The following is a 20,634-nucleotide window of genomic DNA, read 5'->3' as shown; positions in this document are numbered from 1 at the left end:
CCCGCCAGGCAAGGCCTCGCGACGCCTTGGGCCGTCCGCTGCCCTATGGGGCTGAGGGTGTCGAGCCGGTGTCGGAGGAGCCCCTCCCTCCGGACGAGACCCTCGAGGCAGCCCGGCAGCTCGTGAGGGCCGGACGGCCGTTCTCTGCCCACGAGGTGCTGGAGGCGCGGTGGAAGGCGGGCCCGGCCGAGGAGAGGGATCTGTGGCAGGGGCTGGCGCAGGTCTGTGTTGCCATGACCCAGGCGGCCCGCGGGAACCAGGTCGGAGCCGATCGACTCTTCGACCGCGCCGCGGAACGGCTGGCCGCCTTTGCCCGGAGCGGAGGTTGGGCCTACGGGCTCGACGTGGACGCAGTCGTGGAGCAGGCGCGACATCACGTCGGGAGGCTGTGAGCCTCGGCCCGGCTCGCGGCGGATGGAAGCGTGTAGCCCGGGGTGCGGCTCAGGTGTCGGCCTCGATGGCGAAGGTGTTGCCGTCAGGATCCTGGAACCACGCGATGCGACCGCCACCGGCGCGCGGGGTGATCCCCCTGGCGTCGTGGTCGTACGCGTCGTAGCGGACGAGCTCGACGCCGGCCGCGGCCAGCTCGTCAACCACCTGGTCGATGTCATCGACGTAACAGCTGGGCGCTCCGTTACCGGCGACGAGGAGGTAGCGCCTGTTCGCGACTCTTCCGAGCGCCCGTCGGATGACGGGCCGTGGCAAGGGCAATGCGACGGAGGGGGTTGCCCACCAGTGGCGCGAAGTTCAGCGGGTGTCGAGCACGTCGTGGAGTCTGGCAGCGAAGGCCTCGGGTTCGCCGGTTTGGCCGTATTCGCCGCCCAGAAATCCTCCGTGGTTGCTGGGGAAGATCGTCAGGGGCTGGCCCAGCGCCTTGGCGACGGCCGCCGAGGCGCGCCCGGTGATCGTGTCGGCGGACTCGATCCCGGCCGCGATGACGATCCGAGTGGATGCCGTCCTGAGGGCGTCGACGTCGGGTGCGTAGCGGGTCACGGCGTTGGAGGCCCCGGACAGCATCGGGTCGTCCCGGGAGCCGTCGTCGTCGGCTGGGAGGCCGAACGAACCCGGGTCTGGTGGGGGCTGGGCGGCGTACTCGTCGGTGAGCTCGCCCCGCCACATGCTCATCGCCATGAAGTGGGCCCAGCCGGCTCCGGGCCCCTTGTCCCGGTACGTCTGCTGGACGGCCTGCTCCGCCGCGAGCGCCGGCTCGGCATCGGGCAGGACGGACAGCAGCGGGGGCTCGTGCGCGACCAGGGTGCGGACGTCCTCGGGGTGTGCGGCGACCAGGGCCAGGCCAGTGACTGCACCGCCGCTGCTGGCGAACAGCTCGACCGGTCCTGCGTCCAAGGCCGCGATGAGTGCATGGAGGTCCTCGGCTTGCACGTCCGGGTCGTTGTCGGTGCGTCCGTCGTTCCGGGTGCTGCGGCCCAGGCCCCGCGGGTCGTAGGTCACCACGGTTCGCTCCGGGAAGTGGGCCGCAAGGGTAGTGAACCCGCGGGCGTCCATGGGCTGGCCGATCATCAGCAACGGAGGTCTTCCGGTCGTCGGCAACGGGCCCCGGACGTCATAGGTGATCTTGGCGCCGGGTACCTGCAGCGTCTCTGTGATGCGGTTCGTCATGGCGGTCTCCTGCCGCAGGGAAGGGGCAGGAACCATCATCGCCCGCAGTGCTCACCAAGTCCGACGTACGCCCGCTGCCGACGAGACAAAGCCGTTAGCGCCTGACACCCAGGTCACGACAAGCGGCGGTATGCCGCGTCCTTGCCCTTCGCGGCTGCACCGCCGCGAGCCGCCACGAGCACCCGTTGCCGCCGTGCCTCCGCGCGCCGGGCGCAGCTGGGCGGCCCACCGGCGTCGCCGAGCCGTGCCCGTCAGCCGGGTCGCAAGTAGGCTCGGACGGTGGGCGTAGACGTGGAGACCTCGATCGAGATCGATGCTGCCCGGGATCGGGTTGCGGCCTTCGCGTCCGACCCTGAGAACGCTCCGCGCTGGTACGTCAACATCAGTTCCGTTGAATGGGAGACCCCACCGCCGGCCACCGTCGGATCGCGCATCGCCTTCGTCGCCCACTTTCTGGGTCGGCGCATCGCTTACACCTACGAGGTCCGCGAACTGGTGGACGCCGAGCGATTCGTGATGAGCACAGCCGAGGGCCCGTTCCCGATGAAGACGACCTACACCTGGGCCGACACCCGTATCGGTGGAACCCGGATGACGCTGCGCAACGAGGGGGAGCCCTCAGGCTTCGGCCAGCTCGCGGCCCCGGTGATGGCCGCCGCCATGCGTCGCGCCAACCGCAAGGACCTCCAGGCGCTCAAGAGCCTGCTCGAGGACGCTGCCACCTAGCCCCCACGCGGCGACATGACGCGGGCGGACCCCCGAGATGGCGCGCTCACTGGAAACGCCGAAGCGCCGAAAGGCGCTGGGGTTCTGCGGACAACGCAGTCCAGTGCAGCACGATAGGCGTGAGCAGAGGCTTCGCCCGAGGATTCTCTGTCGCCAGCAGGCGGTGAGCCCGGGCGAAGCTCACGGGTGGGCGGGCAGCCGCACGACGAAGCGGCATCCATCCAGATGGTTGGCCACGGCGACCGTGCCGCGATGAGCCTCAACGATCCCCTTGACGATGGCCAGCCCGAGTCCGGCACCGGCATACGGCTCGGGGGTCCTGGCTTGGTCGCCACGCCAGCCCACGTCAAAGACGCGTTCGAAGTCGGAGTCGTCGATCCCGCCGCAGGCGTCCGTCACGGACAGTTCGACCATCGCTCCGTCGTGGTGGCCGTTCACCACCACCACACCGTCATCCGGCGTGTGGCGGATCGCGTTCATCACCAGGTTGCCAACGACGCGCGACAGCGCTCCAGGGTCGGCCTTGACCTCGAGACCGGCGTCGATGCTCCCGTCGACCGTCACGTTGCGGGAACGTGCGATCTCGGTTGCCCCGGCGATCGACTCGCTGACCAGGTCGCGCACGCCCACTGGCTGCATGCTCAGCTGGAGCGTGCCGGCGTGGATGCGCGACAGCTCGAACAGGTCGTCCACCATGACGGTCATCCGGTCCACGTCCGCAAGCATGCGCTGGTGGTAGCGCTGCGGGTCCTCGGCGAGCCCGTCGACGAGGGCCTCGGCCATCGCGCGTAAGCCGGCCAGCGGCGTCCGGAGATCGTGCGACACCCATGCCAGGAGCTCACGACGCGATCGTTCCAGGTGCTGCTCGCGCTGCTGCGCGGCTTGGAGCCGCTCATGGCTGCGGGTCAGTTCCGTTCCCACGTCGCGTAGTTCCCGCGGCCCGTCCGCCAGCGCGGCGACCGCCGTCCTCCCGCCGACCCTGCCGGCGAGCTCACGCAGCTCCTGCGCCGCTCGCAGGACGACGCGCGACAGCAGGGCTGCGCAGCCAATGGACACCACGCCCGAGACGGCGCAGACGACCATGACGACGCGGAGGTCGTGGTCCGAGAGGAACATCGCTCGAGAGGTGCCCACGACCCCAGACAGCACTCCGGCGATCGCCGCGGCGGCGATCAGCCCGAGCGCCACTCGGATGGACGCGTTCCGGACCCGCCATGCCACGGCCGCGCAGAGCGCCCCGGCGACACCGGACCAGGCCGCGGCGACGAGGGCCACGGCGAGCGTGTCACTCATGACGGGTCCCAGCGGTACCCGACGCCCCACACCGTCACCAGCCTGACGGGCGTGGTGGGGTTCGCCTCGACCTTCTCGCGGAGCCGGCGGACATGGACCGTGACGGTCGACTGGTCCCCGAACGACCAGCCCCAGACGTCCTTGAGCAGGGCCTCACGGCCCCAGACCGTCCGCGGATGCGCCATCAGGAAGTACAGCAGGTCGAACTCGCGCAACGTCAGCGCGAGAGGTTCCCCATCGATGGTGGCCTGTCGTTGGGCCGGGTCGATGACCAGACCGGCGTCGGACAGCACCGCCCCACGATCGTCGCGCTGACCCACCCGGCGCAACACCGAGTCGACCCGGAGCGCCAGCTCGCGCGGGCTGAAAGGCTTCGTCACGTAGTCGTCGGCCCCCAGCCTCAAGCCCACCAACCGGTCGGTCTCGGACCCCAGCGCCGTGAGCATGATGACGGGGACGTCCGACGTCTCTCGAAGACGGGCACACACCTCGAGCCCGCCGAGGCCTGGAAGCATCAGGTCGAGCACGACCAGGTCCGCCGGGTGCCGCTGCATCATGGTCAGCGCGGCTTCACCGTCCCCCGCTTCGGTGGCGGTGTGCCCTGCGGCGCGCAGGTAGGTCGCGACGACCTCGCGCACCGTGCGGTCGTCGTCGACGACGAGGACCTTAGCCATCACGGCCTCCCATGGGTCAACGCTAGAAGCCCTCCGCCCGCCTCGCGTCGTGAACCCCTTACGAGACGGTGAAGGCATGCGAGGGTGACCGCCCGTTGCTGCGGGCGGCCACCTCCGCGGTTGTTCAGTCCTCAGCCAGGCCAGAGGTGCCGTATGCCGTGGCAGCGGCCGTCCCGATCGGGGTGAGGGAGCCGTCTCGGGCGATCCGATACGAGGCGACCGAGCCGTCACCGAGTCGAACGGACAGCGAGGTCTGGTCGGGTGAGACGGCCGCGTCAGTGGGCCCGGCCCCCGTGGTGGCCGCGACGGCGGACTTCAACGTCAAGGACCCGTCGGGCGCGATCCGATAGCTGGAGATCGAGTTGCTGGCGGCGTTGACGACATAGGCGTTGCCCCGAGCGACCACCACCCAGCACGCGGCCTTCTGCCCGTTGCCCAGTGCGGCGGTGATCGTCCTGAACGGACGGACCCGATACGAGGACGCCGAGCCGGTGGCTGCCTCGGACACGATCGCGTGCCCGCGGTGGTCGAAGTCGAACCCGTACGGCGTTGTGCCGGCGGATGCGTGCGCCTTGGCCCGACCGGCGTATCCGCGGACCACCGCGAAGGTGTCGATCGTGTTGGTGGCCTTCTCCGTCACGACCAGGTTGTGCCCGTCAGGAGTGAAGGAAACCTGAGCCGCATCAGCCGTGCCACCGGCCGGGTTCGGCGTCAGGGCCCGGGTCGAGCCTGGAAGGGACTTCAGGTGCCCCGAGGCGTCGTAGCGGAACCCGTGGATCGTGTCACTGCTCTGGTCGAGCACGTACGCGATGCCATCCCGAGCGGTCACGCTGACGGGAAAGTCACCATGGCTGCTGATCCGATCGCGCAGCACCAGGCCGTGCCCCGACGCGGCCAAGGTCGAGAGCGTGTCGTCGCCTGCGTTGACCACGAACAGGATTCGGCCGTCCCGGGCGACCCCACCCTGCGAATTCAGCGACGTGCCGGAGCCCAACCCGCCCGTCGAGACGCTGCCGACCCTGTGAAGCGAGCCGTCAGCGGCGCGGTCCAGGACGGTGATCGCGTTTCCAGTCGCCGCGTTGGTGGCTTCGTAGACGTGTCCCACGACGCCTCTCTCGTGAGCCGAGGCGCCCCCGGCAGCTCCTACGAGCAGCACTCCTGCTGCTGCGATGGCCATGAGTGGTGTGCGGGTGGACCGGGGGGTGTTCATGACGTCGACCTTTCGCGTGGCGTGATCTTGCCGATGACCGAATCAACCATCGCTGCGGGCCATCACCGCCATCGCGGCGCCCTCGGTAAGGGCTCCGTAAGACATGTGAAAGCAGGTTCCGCACGGAACCTAACGTCGCCACCGTGCGGCTCATCCGGAGCCGCGATGCATCGACGGCGTTGACGGCCGCCGACCTCGCCCGGTAGCGCTCTTCTTTCGTGGCATGGCGACCGGAGTTCAACCTGCTCGCACTGAATCGCCGGACCCTTCCGACGGCCCGAAACCGCTGCGGCTGGAGAACCCGATGGGGGACAGTCGTGGCATGACCGACTGGGACTTCACCGGCCTCAAGGCCACCTTCGTGAACTGCACGCTCAAGAAGAGCCCGGAGCTGAGCCACACACAGGGCCTCGTCGACGCGAGCGCAGCCATCATGCGCGACCACGGGGTCTCGGTCGATGAGGTGCGCTTCGTCGACCACGACGTGGCCACCGGGGTCCATCCGGACATGCGCCAGCACGGCTGGGACACCGACGCCTGGCCGGAGATCTACCCAGGCATCCTCGAGAGCCAGATCCTCGTGGTGGCCGGCCCGATCTGGCTCGGCGACAACTCGAGTGTCACGAAGCGCTTCATCGAGCGGATGTACTCCCTGAGCGGCCTCCTCAACGACAAGGGCCAGTACCTCTTCTACGGGCGCGTCGCCGGGTGCCTCATCACCGGCAACGAGGACGGCATCAAGCACTGTGCCCAGAACGTCCTGTACAGCCTGCAGCACATCGGGTACACGATCCCGCCGAACGCTGACGCCGGCTGGATCGGCGAGGCTGGTCCGGGACCGAGCTACCTCGACCCGGGTAGCGGGGGCCCGGAGAACGACTTCACCAACCGCAACACCACGTTCATGACGTGGAACCTCATGCACCTCGGGCGGATGCTGCAGGCCGCCGGCGGAGTGCCCGGCTACGGCAACCAGCGTTCTGCCTGGAACGAGGGAGAGCACTTCGGTTGGCACAACCCCGAGTACCGCTGACGCGTATTCACGGCCCACCTTGCTTGGCCCGCGCTGGGTTGAACCACTCGTGCGCTAGGTGTACCCGGCCAAGCGCACATCGCGGCAGCGATGGGCGTCTCCCGCAAAGGGCGTCAAGACCTGGATCGACCGGTGCGCCAGCGAGGGCGAGGCCGGCCTGGTCACCGCTCCTCGCGCCCGCACACGACGCCCACCAGAACCAGCAACGAGGTCGAGCAGAAGGTCCTGGCCGCCCGCACCACGCATCGGGACGGTCCCGACGTGCTCGGCAGTGTGTGGAACCACGAGCGACCCTCGCGCCGCCCAAGCAGGTAGGTTGCCGCTGCCACCGAGACTGGGCAAGGCCCTTTGTGTGAAGCCATGTTCCAGGGGGTCCCGTTGCGGTCGCGCCCGCTTGGCTGCTCGGCCTTCGCTGTACCGCGTGGGCTGAACGGCGAGACGGATCAGGATCGGCACCCAACCCTTCACGGGTCCTCGCCGTTGTAGAGGTGACACGAACAGGGGAGACGATCTATGAAGCGCGACGAGCGGGACGCTGGCTTTGCCGCTTACGTGACGGCGCGCAGGCCGAGGCTCTACCGCACGGCGTTTCTGGTGTGCGGTGACCCGCACGAGGCCGAGGACCTGGTGCAGACGGCTCTGGCCAAGCTGTACGTGGCGTGGCCACGCGTCATCGCAGTTGGGCAGGTCGATGCCTACGTACGCAAGGTCATCGTCAACGCCCACCTCGACGAGGTTCGGCGCCCGCACCGACGACGCGAACGCAGCACGCGCGATGAGCTGCTCGACCGGGTGGCCCAGGCGCCGGTGGCGCTCGAGGAAACCGATGAGCTGTGGCAGGCGTTGCGTGGCTTGTCTCCTGGCCAGCGGGTCGTCGTCGTGCTGCGGCACTACTGGGGGCTGTCGGTCAACGAAACCGCAGAGACCCTGTCGATCTCTCCGGGGACGGTCAAGAGCCAGACCTCCGACGCGCTCGAGCGCCTTCGGTCCGCCCTCGAACAGCCTCTCTTGACGAAAAGGGGATGACCATGAACGAACAGCAGCTCATCGACCGACTGACCTCCTTGGGTGACCAGGCCCCACCGCCCTCAACCCCGGTCACCGACGACATCGCACGCGGCGTTCGAAACCTGCACCGACAGCGGATTCGCGCCGGCCTCGGCGGGCTCGTGGCCGCCGGGACGGTCGTCTGCGCTTTCGCCGTGGGCTCGTCCCTGTTGCACGGCGCTGCCGCGAACCGCTCCGATGCGCCGGCCGCCGCCTCCCGATCGGCGGTCACCGTTTCCTCCCTGCTGCCCGCCGGCGGCGGGCTCGCGCCGGCCCCGACCACGCCCTCTGGCGCTGCTACCGAGCCGGAACCGAGCCTGGGCACCCGTGCCAGCTTGGTCGCGGCCCTGCGCCACCTCGACCCCGACGGCCGCCACCTCGACGCGACGGATCTGGGGAGCACCCAGCTCGGCTGGGGCTACGACGGCAGGGGGCTGACGAGCGTGGAGTTGAGCGTCCGCTGGCACGAACCGGGTCAGTCCGCCGTCGGGACCGCCCGCGTCCAGGTCTGGCGTGACCCATTCGTGTGCACGATGCGCCCACCGAACCCCAACGTGAAGCTCCGCTGCCAGACGGTGATGCTCGGTACGGTCAAGGCCACCAAGGTGCAGTACGTCTACGAGAACCAGGATCCGTCCGCGGCGGATTACTACGTCAAGAACAGCTCAGGCGCGTGGGTGTCCGGCTACGTCGTGCCGACCTACGGGCCGAGTCGCACAACGCTGCCCTCCGTGACCGTCACTCCCGCCCAGCTCGGAGCCATGCTCAGCGATCCGGGCCTCGCGCCTTTGACCTCCCGCTGAACGAGTCCGTCGGCAATCGAAGGGTGCCGACGGGTCCGAAAAGCCCAGGCCGCCTTCCGCGGAAGCGGTCGACCCGAGATCGTCGGGCGGCTTGCGGTGGTTAGTGCCGCTCGGAAGAGGTGGTGGGCGGGCCCTGTGGATTGGCGTTGAGCGTGTCGCTGGTCGAGCTTACTGTTCAGCGCGTGAGTGATTTGGTGATCAGCGAGCGTGATCGGCTGCAGTACTTTCTCGACCAGCAGCGGAACGCCGTGCTGGCGGTTGTCGACGGTCTTGACGAGTCGCAGCTGAACACGCCGGTGCTTCCGTCCGGCTGGACGCCCCTCGGACTTGTTCGGCACTTGGCCAGCGCCGAAGCGATGTGGTTCCAATGGGTCGTCATGGGGACTCGACCGCAGGTGACGTGGGATGACGGCATCGACGACCCGCCCTACGACCCGGAAGCGCCGTTCACCACCGAACATTCGGGCGCCGCGGTGATCCGGCAGTACCGCCGTCAGTGCGAGATCTCGAACGAGGTCCTGCAGTCGCGGGACCTGGACGCGGCGCTGCTGGGCGAGCACGGGCTCCACTGGCCCGAGGAGCCCATCACCGATGTGCGCTGGGTGGCCCTGCACATGATCGAGGAGACTGCACGTCACGCCGGCCACCTTGATGCAGCGCGCGAACTCCTTGACGGCGCGACCGGCCGGGGTCCGCGTTAGGGGGAGGGTCAAGGGCTGGCGATCCCGCTGCGATGAAACGCCTGCGCTGACAGGCGGCGAAAAGACCGACCACGTCCAGGGCACTTTGCTGGGGCCGCTCACGTACAGGGATTCGTAGGTCTACCGGTCTACCGGATTTGCCGGTCAGCGCCGCCTCGCGACCGCACGAGCAGTACCGCCCGCGTACACGCTTCGAGCCGTTGCCGGAGCGTCACGTACTCGCCAGGTGCGCACTCGCGATGGATCGGCATACCTCCGTCGCCTGTTGGGCTGACGGGCTGAGGTGTCGACCGGTGAGATGGGCCAGCAGGATCCTGCGGCTGGGTGCGTTCTCCAGCGGAACGGCGACCACGTCGGGGCGCAGAGCGCTCAGGGCCAGCTGGGGAGCGAGGGCGATCCCGATGCCGGCCGCGACCATGCCCTGGGTCTCCTGGTAGTCGTTCGCCGCGAACGCGACGCTGGGTTCGAATCCCGCGGCCCTGCAGACGCGGCGAAGGACGTCGGCGACCGGGTGCTCATCGCGGACGATCCAGTGCTCGTCCTGGAGGGCCTCTGCGCGTACGGCGGGGGCGTGGGCGAGCTTGTGCTCGCGAGGCAGGAGCAGGAGCGTCGGGTCGCTCATCAGCGTGATGGTGGTCAGCTCCTCGTCCTTGATCCGCTGCCACGGGTAGTCCCACAGCAGCGTCAGCTCGATGTCGCGACGCTTCAGCCGGTCCACGAGGCCGGCGCGCCGGGCGCTGACGACGGTGACGGTCACCTCGGGGTGGCGGGCACGGAAGGCCAGCACGACGTCGGGCATGAGCGAGGCACCCACGGTGGGGAAGGTGCCAATGCGCAGCTGGCCGCGGCGCAACCCGGCAAACTCGTCCATCTCGGCACGAGCGGCCTCGATGATCCGGTCGATGTCGTCGGCGTAGCGGAGCAGTGCCCGCCCGGCCTCGGTCAGCACGGCCCCGCGCGGGTGCCGCTCGAGTAGCGCCACCCCCATCTCGTGCTCGAGTTTCGTCACCTGCTGGGACACGGCCGAGGTGGTGAAGGACAGCTCAGCCGCAGCGGCCGTGAGCGAACCGAGCCGGCTGACTTCGCGCAATAACCGGAGCCGTCGGAGGTCGAGGTCGAGCATGCGTCGACTTTAGCAAAAGTCGACGCTCCTCAACTTTTCTCTGATTGTCCTGAAGCCTCTGGATCGGGATCGTTGGCGCAGCGGGGCCGATGCGGGCCCCTCTGAGAGAGGAGGCGACCATGCAGCTTCGCGGTCACTGGTATCGAGGCGGGACGAGCAAGTGCTGGCTCTTCGATGCCGACGACGTCGCCCGCCACGCGAGCACCCACGAGGAGATGCTCCAGCTGTTGGCCGATGCGTTCGGCGCTGCCGACGCACGCCAGCTCGACGGAGTCGGTGGCGGCACCTCGACGACCTCGAAGGCCGCCATCATCACCGCGACGCCGGACGGACCGGCGGACGTCGACTACCTCTTCGCGCAGGTGGGCATCGGTGACACCGCCGTCGAGCTGGGCTCCAACTGCGGCAACTGCGCCACGGCCATCGCCCTGTATGCCGTGGGGGCCGGCATCGTGCCCGCCGGGGAGATGGCCACCCGCGTCAGGATGCGCAACCTCAACACCGGAGCGGTCCTCACGGGGACCATCGCGACGCCGCTCCGACGGGTCCCGACGTCCGGCCAGGCACGGGTTCCGGGCAGCGCCGCCCCGGGCGTCCCGGTGCGCCTGTCGTTCCACGCCCCGTGGGGGCAGTCGACCGGCAGCCTGCTCCCGACCGGCTTGGCCGCCGACCGGCTCACCGTCACGGCCGGAGGTCTGTCGCTGCCAGCCACGATGGTCGACGCCGGAGCACCGGCTGTCTTCGTGCGGGCGGCCGACCTAGGAATGGACCTGTCCTCGATGACGGACAGCTTGACGCAAGCGCTTCCCCTGCTGCTCGAGGTCCGCGCGGCAGCGGGAGTGGCCATGGGGCTCCGACCCCCCAGCGCTCCTCCGGAGAACGCGATCCCCAAAGTCGGCCTCGTCGCGCCCCCAGGCACCTACACCGCCTCGGACGGAACCGTCGTCCCCGAGGACAGCCACGACGTGCGGGTGCGAATGCTCTCGATGATGGCGCCGCATCCCGCGATCGGCCTGACCTCTGCCGTGGCGGTCTCTGCCGCCGCCGGCGTCACCGGTTCGGTCGTCGCAGGTACCCTCCTGCCGCAGTCGACATCCGACCACGGCCATCGGCTCCGGATCGGCACGCCGGCAGGCGTGGTCACGACCGAGCTCGTCACGGACCCGGCCGGAGACGTCGCGGAAGTCGTCCTCGACCGCGCCGCCCGTCAGCTCGCCACCGCCCACATCGAGGTCGCTCGAACCGTGGCGTGAGCAACACCGCTTCAATGACCATGCCCTCTCACCAGAGCGGGGCCGACCCAGGAAGTTTTTTCAATGAAGATCAAAACCATCCTCGGGCACCTGTACGTGCAGGTCCTCATCGGTGTCGCGCTCGGAATCCTCGTCGGAGCCTTGTGGCCAGACCTGGGCACCCACCTCAAGCCACTGGGCGACGCGTTCGTCAAGCTGGTCAGGTTCATGATCGCCCCGATCGTCTTCGGCACCATCGTCAGCGGCATCACCTCGATGTCCGACGTCAAGCGCGTGGGCCCCACCCTCCTACGCTCGCTCGGCCTCTTCTACGCCCTCACGGCCCTGGCCCTCGCGCTCGGCCTCGCCGCGGTCCTGCTCCTGCACCCGGGCACCGGCATGCACGTCGACCCGGCCCACCTCGACGCGAGCGTCACGGCCAAGTACTCGACCGAGGCAAGCCACAACAGCGTCGCCGACTTCCTCCTCGGGCTCATCCCCACCACCTTCGTCGGCGCCTTCGCGGACGGGGCGATCCTGCCGGTGCTGCTCATCGCGACCCTGTGCGGCTTCGCCTTCACCAAGCTCGGTAGCGCCGGGCAGGTCGCCCTCGATGTCATCACCAGCTTCAACCGAGTGCTCTTCGTCGTCTTCGGCTACCTCATGAAGGTCGCTCCGATCGGCGCGTTCGGCGCGATGGCGTTCACCGTCGGCAAGTACGGGGCCCACTCGATCGGGAACCTCGGGATGCTCATCCTCGCGTTCTACGCAGCGTGCCTCGTCTTCGTCCTCGTCGGCCTGGGCACGGTCGCGAAGATCACCGGCTTCAGCCTGCTGCAGGTGCTCAAGTACTTCCGTGACGAGATCCTCATCGTGCTGGCCACCTCGTCCAGCGAGCCGGTGCTTCCCCGCCTGCTCTCCAAGCTCGAGCGACTCGGCTGCGACCGTGGGGTGGTCGGGCTGGTCGTGCCGACCGGCTACTCCTTCAACCTCACGGGCACGGCCGTCTACCTCACCTTGGCGTCCATGTTCATCGCCCAGGCCTGCGACATCCACCTGGGGTGGAGCCAGATCCTGCTGATGGTCGGCATGATGCTCCTGACCTCCAAGGGCGCCGCCGGCGTCACCGGCAGCGGGTTCGTCGCCCTCGTCGCCACCCTCACCGTCATGCCGAACGTGCCCGTCGCGGGAGTCGCGCTCATCGTCGGCATCGACCGCTTCATGAGCGAGGCCCGTGCGCTGACGAGCACCATCTGCAACATCGTCTGCTGCATCGCGGTGGCACGGTGGCAGGGAGCCCTGGACACCCAGACCTTGCGGGCCGAGCTGTCCTCCGGGTTCGACCCGTCGCCGGCCGAGCGGCGCGCACTGGCGGCCGCCGTGCTCACCCACTGAGGCGCGCCCCAGCGGTGCGCTGCCCGCCCCGTCCCGTGACACGTCCGTCGCGGGACGGGGGCGATGGCGTCCTCGCCTCCATGCCATGCCAGGCCACACGGCATACGAGGGCGGAGCAAGCCTCTCCGACAAGGAATGCCGTCGACGACGCGCTGTCCGCGACGCTCGCCTGGCGCAGCCCGGGGCGGTATGCCGTGCGCTGCGAGTTCTCCCACGTGGACGATGCGTCACACCTCGTCACCGACGACAGTCCCACTGGTGGCCCAGCTGGCACTCGACTGTCATGACGCTTGACAGGTGCCGAACCTGTGCCGTCCCATCGAAGGACGAGATGGAGGTTGGCGATGTACGGATACGTGCTCCACTTCCCGGCGCCCATCGACGCCTACCTGGCCATGCACAAGGCCGTGCTCGACACCTTGGCCGAGGGCGGTGGAGGCGAGGGGCTCCTGGTGCACCTCGCCTATCCGACGGAGCAGGGCTTCGACCTGACCGAGGTGTGGGAGTCAAAGGACCAGCTGGATGCCTTCAACCGCGACGTGTTCCCGAAGGCCATGTCACGGGCCGGCCTGACCATGGACGGCCCTCAACCCACGCCGGTCGAGTTCGAGCCAGCCGCGGTCATGACACCACGCGCCTTCAACTCCGAAGCTGCCGACTGACACTCCCGGCCAGCGCGGTGGGCTGCGGCTGGATGCGAGCGGTGCTCACCAGGGGCGCGACTGCCTCGGCAACGCGGGGATCCGCGTGAGATAGCGTCGCGAGTGTGACGCTCAACTACATTCGACGGGGACGCGGCAGGCCGCTGTTGCTCGTGCACGGTCTGGGCGCGGGATGGCGGTCGTGGGCCCCGATCATCGAGCAACTTGCGGAGCGCCGGGAGGTCATCGCTGTCGACCTGCCGGGATTCGGTGATACCCCTTCGTTGACGGGCGAGGTCTCGATCGCGTCCCTGACCGACTCCGTCGCGGACTTCATTTGTGAACAGGGTTTGGACGGGGTCGCGACTGCCGGGCAGTCGATGGGTGGACGGATCGTGCTCGAGCTCGCCCGGCGGGGAGTCGGCGGCGACACCGTGGCTCTGGACCCGGGCGGTTTCTGGAGCGACCGCGAGCTCGCCGTGTTCGGCGCCACGCTGCGGCCTTCGATCACTCTGGTCCGAGCGCTGCGCGGCATGTTGCCCTCGCTGCTCGGCACGCCCGCGGGGCGGACGTTGCTGCTGGCACAGTTGTCGGCGCGACCATGGGCGCTCTCGCGTGAGACCTGCCTGCCCGACGTGGCCGGCCTGGCCGACGCCCCGTCGACTGGCGCCGCGATGGACGCTCTGACCAAGGGGCCCAAGCAACAAGGCGCCCCCGTGGGCACCGTGCCTGGCCGGGTCACGATCGGGTGGGGGCGGCGTGACCGGGTGACACTGCCGAAACAGGCCGCACGTGCCACAGAGCTGTTTCCCGACGCGGAGCTGCACTGGTTCGAGCGGTGTGGCCACTTTCCGCAGTGGGACGCACCGAACGAGGCGATCCGACTGATCCTGGAGAACACCGACTGAGGTTCGCGCCTCCCCCCGGTCGACAACAGCACTCGTCTCGGGCGGAAGGGCTGAGGCGGCATCAGGCTGCGATCGCGGCGACGTTCGCGAGTACCCATGACCCGCATCTCGGGTGCGCCGACTGGCGGCGGGTAGCCACCCCTCCGGCGACCCCTTGCTTGCTCGAGTGGAACGCAGCGGGACCGTGCGTTCGAGTGGCGGCAAGGCGGAAGCTGCCGCGGTGCCGCGTCAGGCGGACCTCCCCGGCGAGGCTGAACCCGTTCCCGGAGGCGGACCGTGTTCCGTCAGGCGCGGTGCCCCCACAGGCGACCGCCGCATCGACGGCGTGTGCGCGGGTATCGTCGGGCGATGAGCCAAGGACATCATTCTGAGGACCACATTCAGACGCGTGCTGAGCTCTTGCCGGAGGAACAGGCGGCAGGCAGCGATGACCCCGAGATGCAGGCCAGCGCGATGCTCGCCGAGTCAGAGGAGCGCACCGAGAACCCGGAGCGCACTCGGGACGAGTCCACCCAGACGCCGGACGAGGCCTGACCGCCCGGGCTAGGTGACTCAGAGGGCCATTCACCCTTTGGCGGGATCGCGTAGACATCGAGCGCCCGGCAGGCGGCGAAAAGACGCAGCACGGTCCGCCTCTAAGCCCCGGTCACTCGGAACGCCTAGTGGAACTCGTGGCGCGCTGACGCGATGATCGCGTTATGAGCATCGAGGAGACGCCTGAGGCTGAGACTACGCCAGCGGCGGAGGATGGCAGTTCGTGGCGGCTAATCGACCACACGCATGCGGCTGGCCTCTCCCGCGGACACATGTGGTTAAAGGGCGCTGTTGTCGGGCTTGAGCAGGCGCGCCGCGGGGGCGAGATGTGGGGCCTTTGGCTCGGCGTTCTTCAGTGCGTCCAAAGCCTGCACCATGTGCGCAAATGCGTCGCAATGTCTATGGCCAACGTGGGAGAGAACGTCAAGACGGACATTGAGCGATACCTCCAGGTTTTCGACGAGGAAGTGCCACACCTGAAGACGATAAGGGACGTTTTCGAGCACTACGAGGATGGCTATGCTCTCGGGAAGGGCAACCTCCAGCAGCCGGAAGTGAAGCCGTGGCAGCGGACTATGAGTGCGGCACTCTCTGAGGAGTGGACGATCATTCCCGACTATGCCGACCGTGACATGACCCGTCCAATCGTGACGGTGGCCAACAAGTACGTGCTCGACCTCAGTGAGGCGGTACGGGCAGCAGAGTGGCTTCTGTGGAAACTCTGGGAGCGGACTCGCCTTCTGAAGCCCACGGTTGGTGAGGGAGAAGGGGTTCGGTTCGTCGACGGCGAGGGGTGACCATCCCTTCCTAAGCACCTAACCGGTTGCGAAGCTCGCCCGGGGAATGACGCGGCGATAGGACGCGGCTCGCTCCTGCCCTCCAGTGTCCGGGCTGGGCCAGCTCGGTTGCTGTCCGGCCTTCGGTCGAGGGGTGCCGCAGGGGTGTACTCCGGCTGTTCGACGCCCAGACTTGCAACGGGGGTAGGCAAAGCGCGGCGCGCGATGACGCGAAACGCCAGACATCTCCGTCGTGGCGCGGCACCCTATGGCCAGTACGCAGTCCACGCGCCCAAGGAGGTAAGTCGTGCCGTTTGGAAAGACGCAAGAGCAGAAAGAAATCGAGGCCAGGGAGAGGGCCCAGCGAGAAGAGGCCAATCGAGCGAAGCGTGAGCGCGATGCCTTCTTGCGTAGCCCCATTGGCGAAGCGACCACCGCGAAGGAGCAGGGCCAAGGCTTCTTCGAGATTCAACTCAGAGTGGGCTCGTCGCAGCGCGACAGCACCGTCTGGGGCGGCAATAACTTTGCGCTGTCCAAGGTAAAGACTCAAAGCCACGCGGGCACGCTCGCGGGCATCGAAGCAGTCGGCTGGCGCCTTGAGCACGTTGGATACGTCTTCATGGTCACCGGTGAAAGCAGCCGTGACAAGTTCATGTCGAGTGGACAGCAGACGGCGGTGAGTGGAGAGCTCGTCGGCATCTACCTCTTCCGCAACGCTGACCAAGCTGCGTAGCAAGATCGCTGGGCGCGCCCGTCCCTGCGCTTGCTGCGCCGCGGGACCGCCGGCTCGCGCCGCTGGGCGCCCTGATCTCAAGAACGCGCGCGCATCGCGGCGGAAAGACGCGGCTCTTTAGCGTGCCTCTGCTTGGCGCCTACGGCGGGTACGTGCGTCAATCGGCGTCGAGCCGTTTGGTGGCGTGACGACGCAGGTCATCTTCCGCGCCCTCCCTTCTGAGTTTCGTGTGGAACCGCTGGTATCGCTCGCAGGTTTGGCCGCGTCCTGCTGGCGCGGGCCGAATGCCCGCCCCTGCAGTCATTAGTCGTTCTGGCCATTCGACGATTCGCTGCATCTTTTCAGCCGCCGCATGTCCTACGGTTCCGCTGTGGCATGTGTATCAGCGCCGGGCGGCCCTTCCTCGTGTACGTCTACTCAGTCCACGGATGTCATCGACCAACTGTTCGTCGCTCTCGACCGTGTTGCCCGAAAGACGCTGCGCGCGGCGGGTCCCCGTTACTCCCCGTCGTTGAATGCGGACGCTCCCAACTTGGAAATTGTCCCCGTGCATCGCGCCGCAAGCGCTCTCGCGCTCGGATCGACCTTTCGAAGTCGGCTGGCGACCTTGGGTGCCGCCGTAGCGAGCGACGACTCTGTTGGGTCGACGGCAAGCACTCTCTTCGCGCGACGGCGAATCACCCTTACTTCGCTCGCAGCGGAAGCAAATACGGCGAGCAAGAGGCCCCTCGACGAGCTGCAGGCCGCGGTCCGCAAGGTGCGGCGTCAGGAGGGGCAAGTTAGGGGAATGCTGGAGAAAGCGATCGAGGCCGCGGAGGCTCGACTTGAAGATATTGGTCGCGGGCAGGACGCCGCTGACGCCGATGCGACGCGCGCGCAAACCCAGGAGAAGGATCGGTTTCGAAGTCGAGTCAGCTCCCTGCGCAGGAGCCTCCAACCGCTGTACGAGTTGCAGGAAGTCCTCGAGGGCGCCGAAGGCACGCTCGCATCCGAACAGCGCACCATGTTCCTCACGGGCGAGTGGGGGACCGGCAAAACACACTTCCTCTGCGACTTCGCCTTGGAGTGCCTAACGGACCGCACGCCTGCCGTCGTCGTGTTGGCAAACGAACTTCGAGACGACCTCGACCCGATCGATGCAGTCGCCGAAGCCACCGGGCTCGCGTCAAGCGGCGCAGACCTTCTCGCCCAACTCACCACAGCTGGTCGAGCCAACGACCGACGCGCCCTCATCCTCATCGACGCCGTCAATGAAGCTGATCGGGACGCTTGGCGCCTGCGCTTCGAACCGCTACTCAAGCGATTGGCGCGGCAGCGTGATGTGGGCTTAATCCTCAGTTGCCGGACCCCGTTCGAGCAGGCTCTCCTCACACCGAGCACCTCCAAATACTTGGTACATATGCGACACCCTGGCTTCGAAGGGCAGCAGTTCGACGCGCAAATCGAGTACTTCAACCACTACGACCTGCCAGCGTTGCATGTGCCTCTTCTCGCCGAAGAGTTCTCCCGCCCGCTCTTCCTGAGGTTGATGTGTGAGGGCATGGCAAAACTGAGTCGAAGCTCGCAGCGCCGTCAACTCAAGGACATCGCGTCGGGTCAGAAGGGCATGACCTACGTCCTTGAGAACTTCATCAAGCACGTCGGTGCCGAGGTCGAGAGGCGACACGGCCTCGAAACGAAGGCCTGCTGGGACATCATCAAAGGACACCCGAACAAGGGCCGCTTGGGGCTAGCTGGCGTTCTGGCGGCCAACAGGCGGGAGTGGCTCGAGCCCGCCGAAGTAGTTCAACAGGTCACACTCCGAACTGGACTCGACGACGAGGCCAGCGCCCTTGTCGTTCGGGACATGGCGTCAGCAGGTCTCCTGATCGAGCACTCACGCTTTGACGGGTCCCGTTACGTCGATGCCTTCTCCCTCTCGTACCAGCGCTTCTCCGACCACATCGTGGCCCGCCATCTTCTCGAGGGCCACCTAGATCTGAGAACAGTTGAAGGTCTGTACCGGTCCTTCCACGCGAATCGCCGGCTCGGTGCAGTGTTCGTCGTTGACCAGTGGGGCAACTACTACGCCGAGCCTGGAATCGCGTCAGCACTGATGATCGAGTTTCCAGAACGCGTGAAACGTCTGGCGGAGGCGAGTTCCGCCCCGCTGGAACTCGCCTACTACCTGCCGAAGAAGCGCCGACTCGTAAACCCGCTCGTCGAGCCGTTCGTCGACGGATTGCACTGGCGCGGCTCGGGTTCCTTCAGCCAGGACACGGAGAAGATCCTGAATCAGCTCCTTAATGTGGCAAACGACTACGAGCGTCATCGCATACAGGACGTCTTGTTCGGCATCGCAGCGAGGCCCGATCACCCATGGAACGCCGAGTGGCTCTGGTCGCGCCTTGCCGCCCCCACCATGCCGGAGAGGGATCTGGACTGGTCTGAGTATTTGCGCAGACTCGCAGACGACGCCAACCCGCAACGAGTATTCGCATGGACCGAACGAGCTGATTGCACGCGTATCCCAGCAGACTTTGCCTCCAACGCGTGCCGCCTCATCACGCTAACGCTGACAACGACCGACCGCCACCTTCGCGACCGGGCGACTCGTGCGTTGGTTCTTATCGGAGAACGACGCCCACAGGTGCTCTTCGACCTCGTCGGCAACGCACTCGCGTTCAATGACCCCTATGTTGGCGAGAGGGTTCTAGCGGCCGCCTACGGCATCTGCATGCGACGCTGGGCGGATCCCGCCATGGCAACCTCAATGCCGGACCACATGGCCACCCTTTCAAAAACAGTCCTTGAGCTCGTCTTACGACCGAACGCTCCTCACAGCACTTGGCACGCCCTCACGCGCGGATATGCCGAAGGAATCCTCGAGCTCTTTATCAAGGTGCGACCCCGCGCCGTCAGTGCAACAGACCGGAAACTCCTCACCCCTGACCCTGCTCGCAGCCCATCTCCGTTCAGACGTGCAAGGAATATCCGCAAGAAGGACCACCAGGATGCTGACGGAGCCATCCATATGGACTTCGGCAACTACACGATGGGCAGCCTCTTCAGGAACCGTAGGAACTACGACGACAGTCATCCTGGCTACAAAGACGTCCGCAAGCAGATCGCCGACCGGATGCGCAGGCTCGGGTACACGCCTGAGCGATTCTCCGACCTGGACCGCCAGATTGCACGTATGGCCGAGTTCCGGCGAGATGGTGGGAAAGTCGATCGCTACGGGAAGAAGTACTCCTGGATCGCCTACTTCGAGATGTACGGCCTCAGAGCCGCCTCCGGCCACCTTTCCGATAGCCGGGAGAACGAGCCGCGCAGTGCCGACTGCGACATCGACCCCAGCTTCCCCGCCGTCCCGAAGGTCTGGCACGGCGCCGAGCACCAGACGTTCGAATCCTCACCTACGACTATGGAGGAGTGGCTGCCGAACGGTGGCGATCCCGGCTTTGAGCGCCTCGTGAACCTGAGGAGTGTCGACGGTGAACGTGGCGACTGGATCCTGCTCGACGCCAACATCCACGAAGGGGTTCCAGATGGTCGGGAGATCCGGGGAGAGGTTCGCTCCATGTTTGTGCCAATCCGCTCTGTGTCAAGGGTCCAGGCCGAGATCGCCGCGGGGCGAAGTCTGTTCGACAACGGTTTCGTCGACCTCAGCGCGGATCACTACACGTTCCATGGCGAGGTCCCATGGTCCAGGGCCTACGGCAGCGACGTCCGCACTGCGTCCGGAAAAGCGAGTCGCCTGAATGATCGAGCCTTCGACTACTTCTCGTCCGGCTGGCGGACAGGAATCGCCGTGGAGAATTCGGCACGGAGCTTCTCGTGGGAGCCGCACCACAGTGACATGAACCAAACACAGGTCGTGTTTCCGGCGCCGCCGATCGCAGAGTTCCTCGACCTGAGAGTCGTCGGCGGCTCCTCGGACATGTTGGATGCAGACGGCAGGCTGGCCACCATCTATCGAGAAACGCCCGGCCCCGGATTCGGTTCCCATTTTCTCTACATGCGTCGCGACCTCGTCGACCGATACTTGGCTACCAAGCGGTTGAGGCTCGTTCACGCCGTTGGTGGCGAAAGAAGCATGAATTACCGACTCATGGATCGCCGGATGAGCGATGAGACTCGCGCGCTATTCCAACGTGAGGTGAGCGGCTTCTCGCGCGCCATCTGGCTTTAGGAGCGGAGCCG

General features: G+C 67.2%; 20 protein-coding genes. 14 read left to right on the top strand and 6 right to left on the bottom strand.

All coding sequences use genetic code 11. The annotated features are described in order from the left end of the window. The first annotated feature begins 68 nt into the window (after positions 1-68). Entirely contained in the window at positions 69-392 is a 324-nt protein-coding gene (locus ABD241_RS08445; RefSeq protein ID WP_344060517.1) for a DUF309 domain-containing protein, read from the top strand. Positions 393-441: 49 nt separating this feature from the next. Here the strand turns inward: ABD241_RS08445 and ABD241_RS08440 are convergent, their stop codons facing one another. Both ABD241_RS08440 and ABD241_RS08435 read right to left on the bottom strand, forming a co-directional pair. Then, positions 442-597 (bottom strand): VOC family protein, encoded by a 156-nt coding sequence (locus tag ABD241_RS08440; RefSeq protein ID WP_344060515.1) that lies wholly within the window; start codon positions 595-597, stop codon positions 442-444. Positions 598-747: 150 nt separating this feature from the next. Next, the gene (locus ABD241_RS08435; protein ID WP_344060512.1) at positions 748-1,620 is read right to left on the bottom strand and encodes an alpha/beta fold hydrolase; all 873 of its coding nucleotides are present in this window, start codon (positions 1,618-1,620) and stop codon (positions 748-750) included. Between the two features lie 291 nt (positions 1,621-1,911). On the opposite strand from ABD241_RS08435, the gene ABD241_RS08430 reads away from it, so the two are divergent. Beyond that, positions 1,912-2,346, top strand: coding sequence for an SRPBCC family protein (locus ABD241_RS08430; protein WP_344060509.1), 435 nt, complete (start codon positions 1,912-1,914; stop codon positions 2,344-2,346). Between the two features lie 180 nt (positions 2,347-2,526). Here ABD241_RS08430 and ABD241_RS08425 read toward each other — a convergent pair whose 3' ends face one another. From ABD241_RS08425 to ABD241_RS08415, 3 genes are all read right to left on the bottom strand, one after another. Beyond that, entirely contained in the window at positions 2,527-3,639 is a 1,113-nt protein-coding gene (locus tag ABD241_RS08425) for a sensor histidine kinase (RefSeq protein WP_344060507.1), read from the bottom strand. Next, positions 3,636-4,313: a response regulator transcription factor gene (locus tag ABD241_RS08420; RefSeq protein ID WP_344063456.1), complete on the bottom strand. Its 678-nt coding sequence runs from the start codon at positions 4,311-4,313 to the stop codon at positions 3,636-3,638. The genes ABD241_RS08425 and ABD241_RS08420 overlap by 4 nt, the downstream gene beginning before the upstream one ends. A gap of 124 nt (positions 4,314-4,437) precedes the next feature. Continuing rightward, positions 4,438-5,490: a lactonase family protein gene (locus ABD241_RS08415; RefSeq protein WP_344063453.1), complete on the bottom strand. Its 1,053-nt coding sequence runs from the start codon at positions 5,488-5,490 to the stop codon at positions 4,438-4,440. A gap of 355 nt (positions 5,491-5,845) precedes the next feature. Between ABD241_RS08415 and ABD241_RS08410 the strand changes: the two genes are divergently transcribed. The 4 genes from ABD241_RS08410 (at position 5,846) to ABD241_RS08395 (ending at position 9,107) form a co-directional block, all read left to right on the top strand. Continuing rightward, the gene (locus ABD241_RS08410) at positions 5,846-6,556 is read left to right on the top strand and encodes a flavodoxin family protein (RefSeq protein ID WP_344060504.1); all 711 of its coding nucleotides are present in this window, start codon (positions 5,846-5,848) and stop codon (positions 6,554-6,556) included. Positions 6,557-7,069: 513 nt separating this feature from the next. After that, on the top strand, positions 7,070-7,582 hold the full coding sequence (locus ABD241_RS08405) for a SigE family RNA polymerase sigma factor (protein ID WP_344060500.1): 513 nt from the start codon (positions 7,070-7,072) through the stop codon (positions 7,580-7,582). 2 nt (positions 7,583-7,584) lie between these two features. Next, entirely contained in the window at positions 7,585-8,406 is an 822-nt protein-coding gene (locus ABD241_RS08400) for a hypothetical protein (protein WP_344060497.1), read from the top strand. Between the two features lie 182 nt (positions 8,407-8,588). Beyond that, a complete protein-coding gene (locus tag ABD241_RS08395) occupies positions 8,589-9,107 on the top strand; it encodes a DinB family protein (protein ID WP_344060494.1) in 519 nt (172 codons plus the stop codon). A 211-nt stretch (positions 9,108-9,318) separates the two neighbouring features. Here the strand turns inward: ABD241_RS08395 and ABD241_RS08390 are convergent, their stop codons facing one another. Continuing rightward, a complete protein-coding gene (locus tag ABD241_RS08390; protein WP_344060491.1) occupies positions 9,319-10,230 on the bottom strand; it encodes a LysR family transcriptional regulator in 912 nt (303 codons plus the stop codon). Between the two features lie 119 nt (positions 10,231-10,349). On the opposite strand from ABD241_RS08390, the gene ABD241_RS08385 reads away from it, so the two are divergent. The 8 genes from ABD241_RS08385 to ABD241_RS08350 all read left to right on the top strand — a co-directional run bounded on the left by ABD241_RS08385 (position 10,350) and on the right by ABD241_RS08350 (position 20,623). After that, positions 10,350-11,483 (top strand): PrpF domain-containing protein, encoded by a 1,134-nt coding sequence (locus ABD241_RS08385; protein WP_344060488.1) that lies wholly within the window; start codon positions 10,350-10,352, stop codon positions 11,481-11,483. Positions 11,484-11,546: 63 nt separating this feature from the next. Beyond that, positions 11,547-12,857: a C4-dicarboxylate transporter DctA gene (gene dctA, locus ABD241_RS08380; protein ID WP_344060485.1), complete on the top strand. Its 1,311-nt coding sequence runs from the start codon at positions 11,547-11,549 to the stop codon at positions 12,855-12,857. A 344-nt stretch (positions 12,858-13,201) separates the two neighbouring features. Next, on the top strand, positions 13,202-13,519 hold the full coding sequence (locus ABD241_RS08375) for a hypothetical protein (RefSeq protein WP_344060482.1): 318 nt from the start codon (positions 13,202-13,204) through the stop codon (positions 13,517-13,519). Positions 13,520-13,623: 104 nt separating this feature from the next. Continuing rightward, complete coding sequence (locus tag ABD241_RS08370; RefSeq protein ID WP_344060479.1) at positions 13,624-14,406, top strand: alpha/beta fold hydrolase; 783 nt, start codon at positions 13,624-13,626, stop codon at positions 14,404-14,406. Positions 14,407-14,754: 348 nt separating this feature from the next. Then, positions 14,755-14,940, top strand: a complete 186-nt coding sequence (locus tag ABD241_RS08365) for a hypothetical protein (protein WP_344060476.1) — start codon at positions 14,755-14,757, stop codon at positions 14,938-14,940. Positions 14,941-15,104: 164 nt separating this feature from the next. Further along, entirely contained in the window at positions 15,105-15,737 is a 633-nt protein-coding gene (locus ABD241_RS08360; protein ID WP_344060472.1) for a hypothetical protein, read from the top strand. Positions 15,738-16,023: 286 nt separating this feature from the next. Then, positions 16,024-16,449 carry a hypothetical protein gene (locus ABD241_RS08355; protein ID WP_344060469.1) on the top strand — a complete coding sequence of 142 codons (426 nt, stop codon included), beginning with the start codon at positions 16,024-16,026 and terminating at the stop codon, positions 16,447-16,449. Between the two features lie 787 nt (positions 16,450-17,236). Next, the gene (locus tag ABD241_RS08350) at positions 17,237-20,623 is read left to right on the top strand and encodes an NACHT domain-containing protein (RefSeq protein WP_344060466.1); all 3,387 of its coding nucleotides are present in this window, start codon (positions 17,237-17,239) and stop codon (positions 20,621-20,623) included. The last annotated feature ends 11 nt before the right edge of the window (positions 20,624-20,634 follow it).

The organism is Terrabacter lapilli (genome assembly GCF_039531305.1).
Taxonomy (GTDB): Bacteria; Actinomycetota; Actinomycetes; order Actinomycetales; family Dermatophilaceae; genus Terrabacter; species Terrabacter lapilli.
Note: the sequence above shows the minus strand (reverse complement) of the source record. Positions and strands in the feature narration are given on the sequence as shown.

Excerpts from the sequence above, each read along its gene's own strand:
- ABD241_RS08425 (WP_344060507.1), bottom strand. The coding sequence starts at position 3,639 with ATGAGTGACACGCTCGCCGTGGCCCTCGTCGCCGCGGCCTGGTCCGGT.
- ABD241_RS08360 (WP_344060472.1), top strand. The coding sequence starts at position 15,105 with ATGAGCATCGAGGAGACGCCTGAGGCTGAGACTACGCCAGCGGCGGAG.
- ABD241_RS08375 (WP_344060482.1), top strand. The coding sequence starts at position 13,202 with ATGTACGGATACGTGCTCCACTTCCCGGCGCCCATCGACGCCTACCTG.
- ABD241_RS08435 (WP_344060512.1), bottom strand. The coding sequence starts at position 1,620 with ATGACGAACCGCATCACAGAGACGCTGCAGGTACCCGGCGCCAAGATC.
- ABD241_RS08390 (WP_344060491.1), bottom strand. The coding sequence starts at position 10,230 with ATGCTCGACCTCGACCTCCGACGGCTCCGGTTATTGCGCGAAGTCAGC.
- dctA (WP_344060485.1), top strand. The coding sequence starts at position 11,547 with ATGAAGATCAAAACCATCCTCGGGCACCTGTACGTGCAGGTCCTCATC.
- ABD241_RS08350 (WP_344060466.1), top strand. The coding sequence starts at position 17,237 with ATGCTGGAGAAAGCGATCGAGGCCGCGGAGGCTCGACTTGAAGATATT.
- ABD241_RS08405 (WP_344060500.1), top strand. The coding sequence starts at position 7,070 with ATGAAGCGCGACGAGCGGGACGCTGGCTTTGCCGCTTACGTGACGGCG.
- ABD241_RS08385 (WP_344060488.1), top strand. The coding sequence starts at position 10,350 with ATGCAGCTTCGCGGTCACTGGTATCGAGGCGGGACGAGCAAGTGCTGG.
- ABD241_RS08410 (WP_344060504.1), top strand. The coding sequence starts at position 5,846 with ATGACCGACTGGGACTTCACCGGCCTCAAGGCCACCTTCGTGAACTGC.
- ABD241_RS08420 (WP_344063456.1), bottom strand. The coding sequence starts at position 4,313 with ATGGCTAAGGTCCTCGTCGTCGACGACGACCGCACGGTGCGCGAGGTC.
- ABD241_RS08400 (WP_344060497.1), top strand. The coding sequence starts at position 7,585 with ATGAACGAACAGCAGCTCATCGACCGACTGACCTCCTTGGGTGACCAG.
- ABD241_RS08365 (WP_344060476.1), top strand. The coding sequence starts at position 14,755 with ATGAGCCAAGGACATCATTCTGAGGACCACATTCAGACGCGTGCTGAG.
- ABD241_RS08415 (WP_344063453.1), bottom strand. The coding sequence starts at position 5,490 with ATGGCCATCGCAGCAGCAGGAGTGCTGCTCGTAGGAGCTGCCGGGGGC.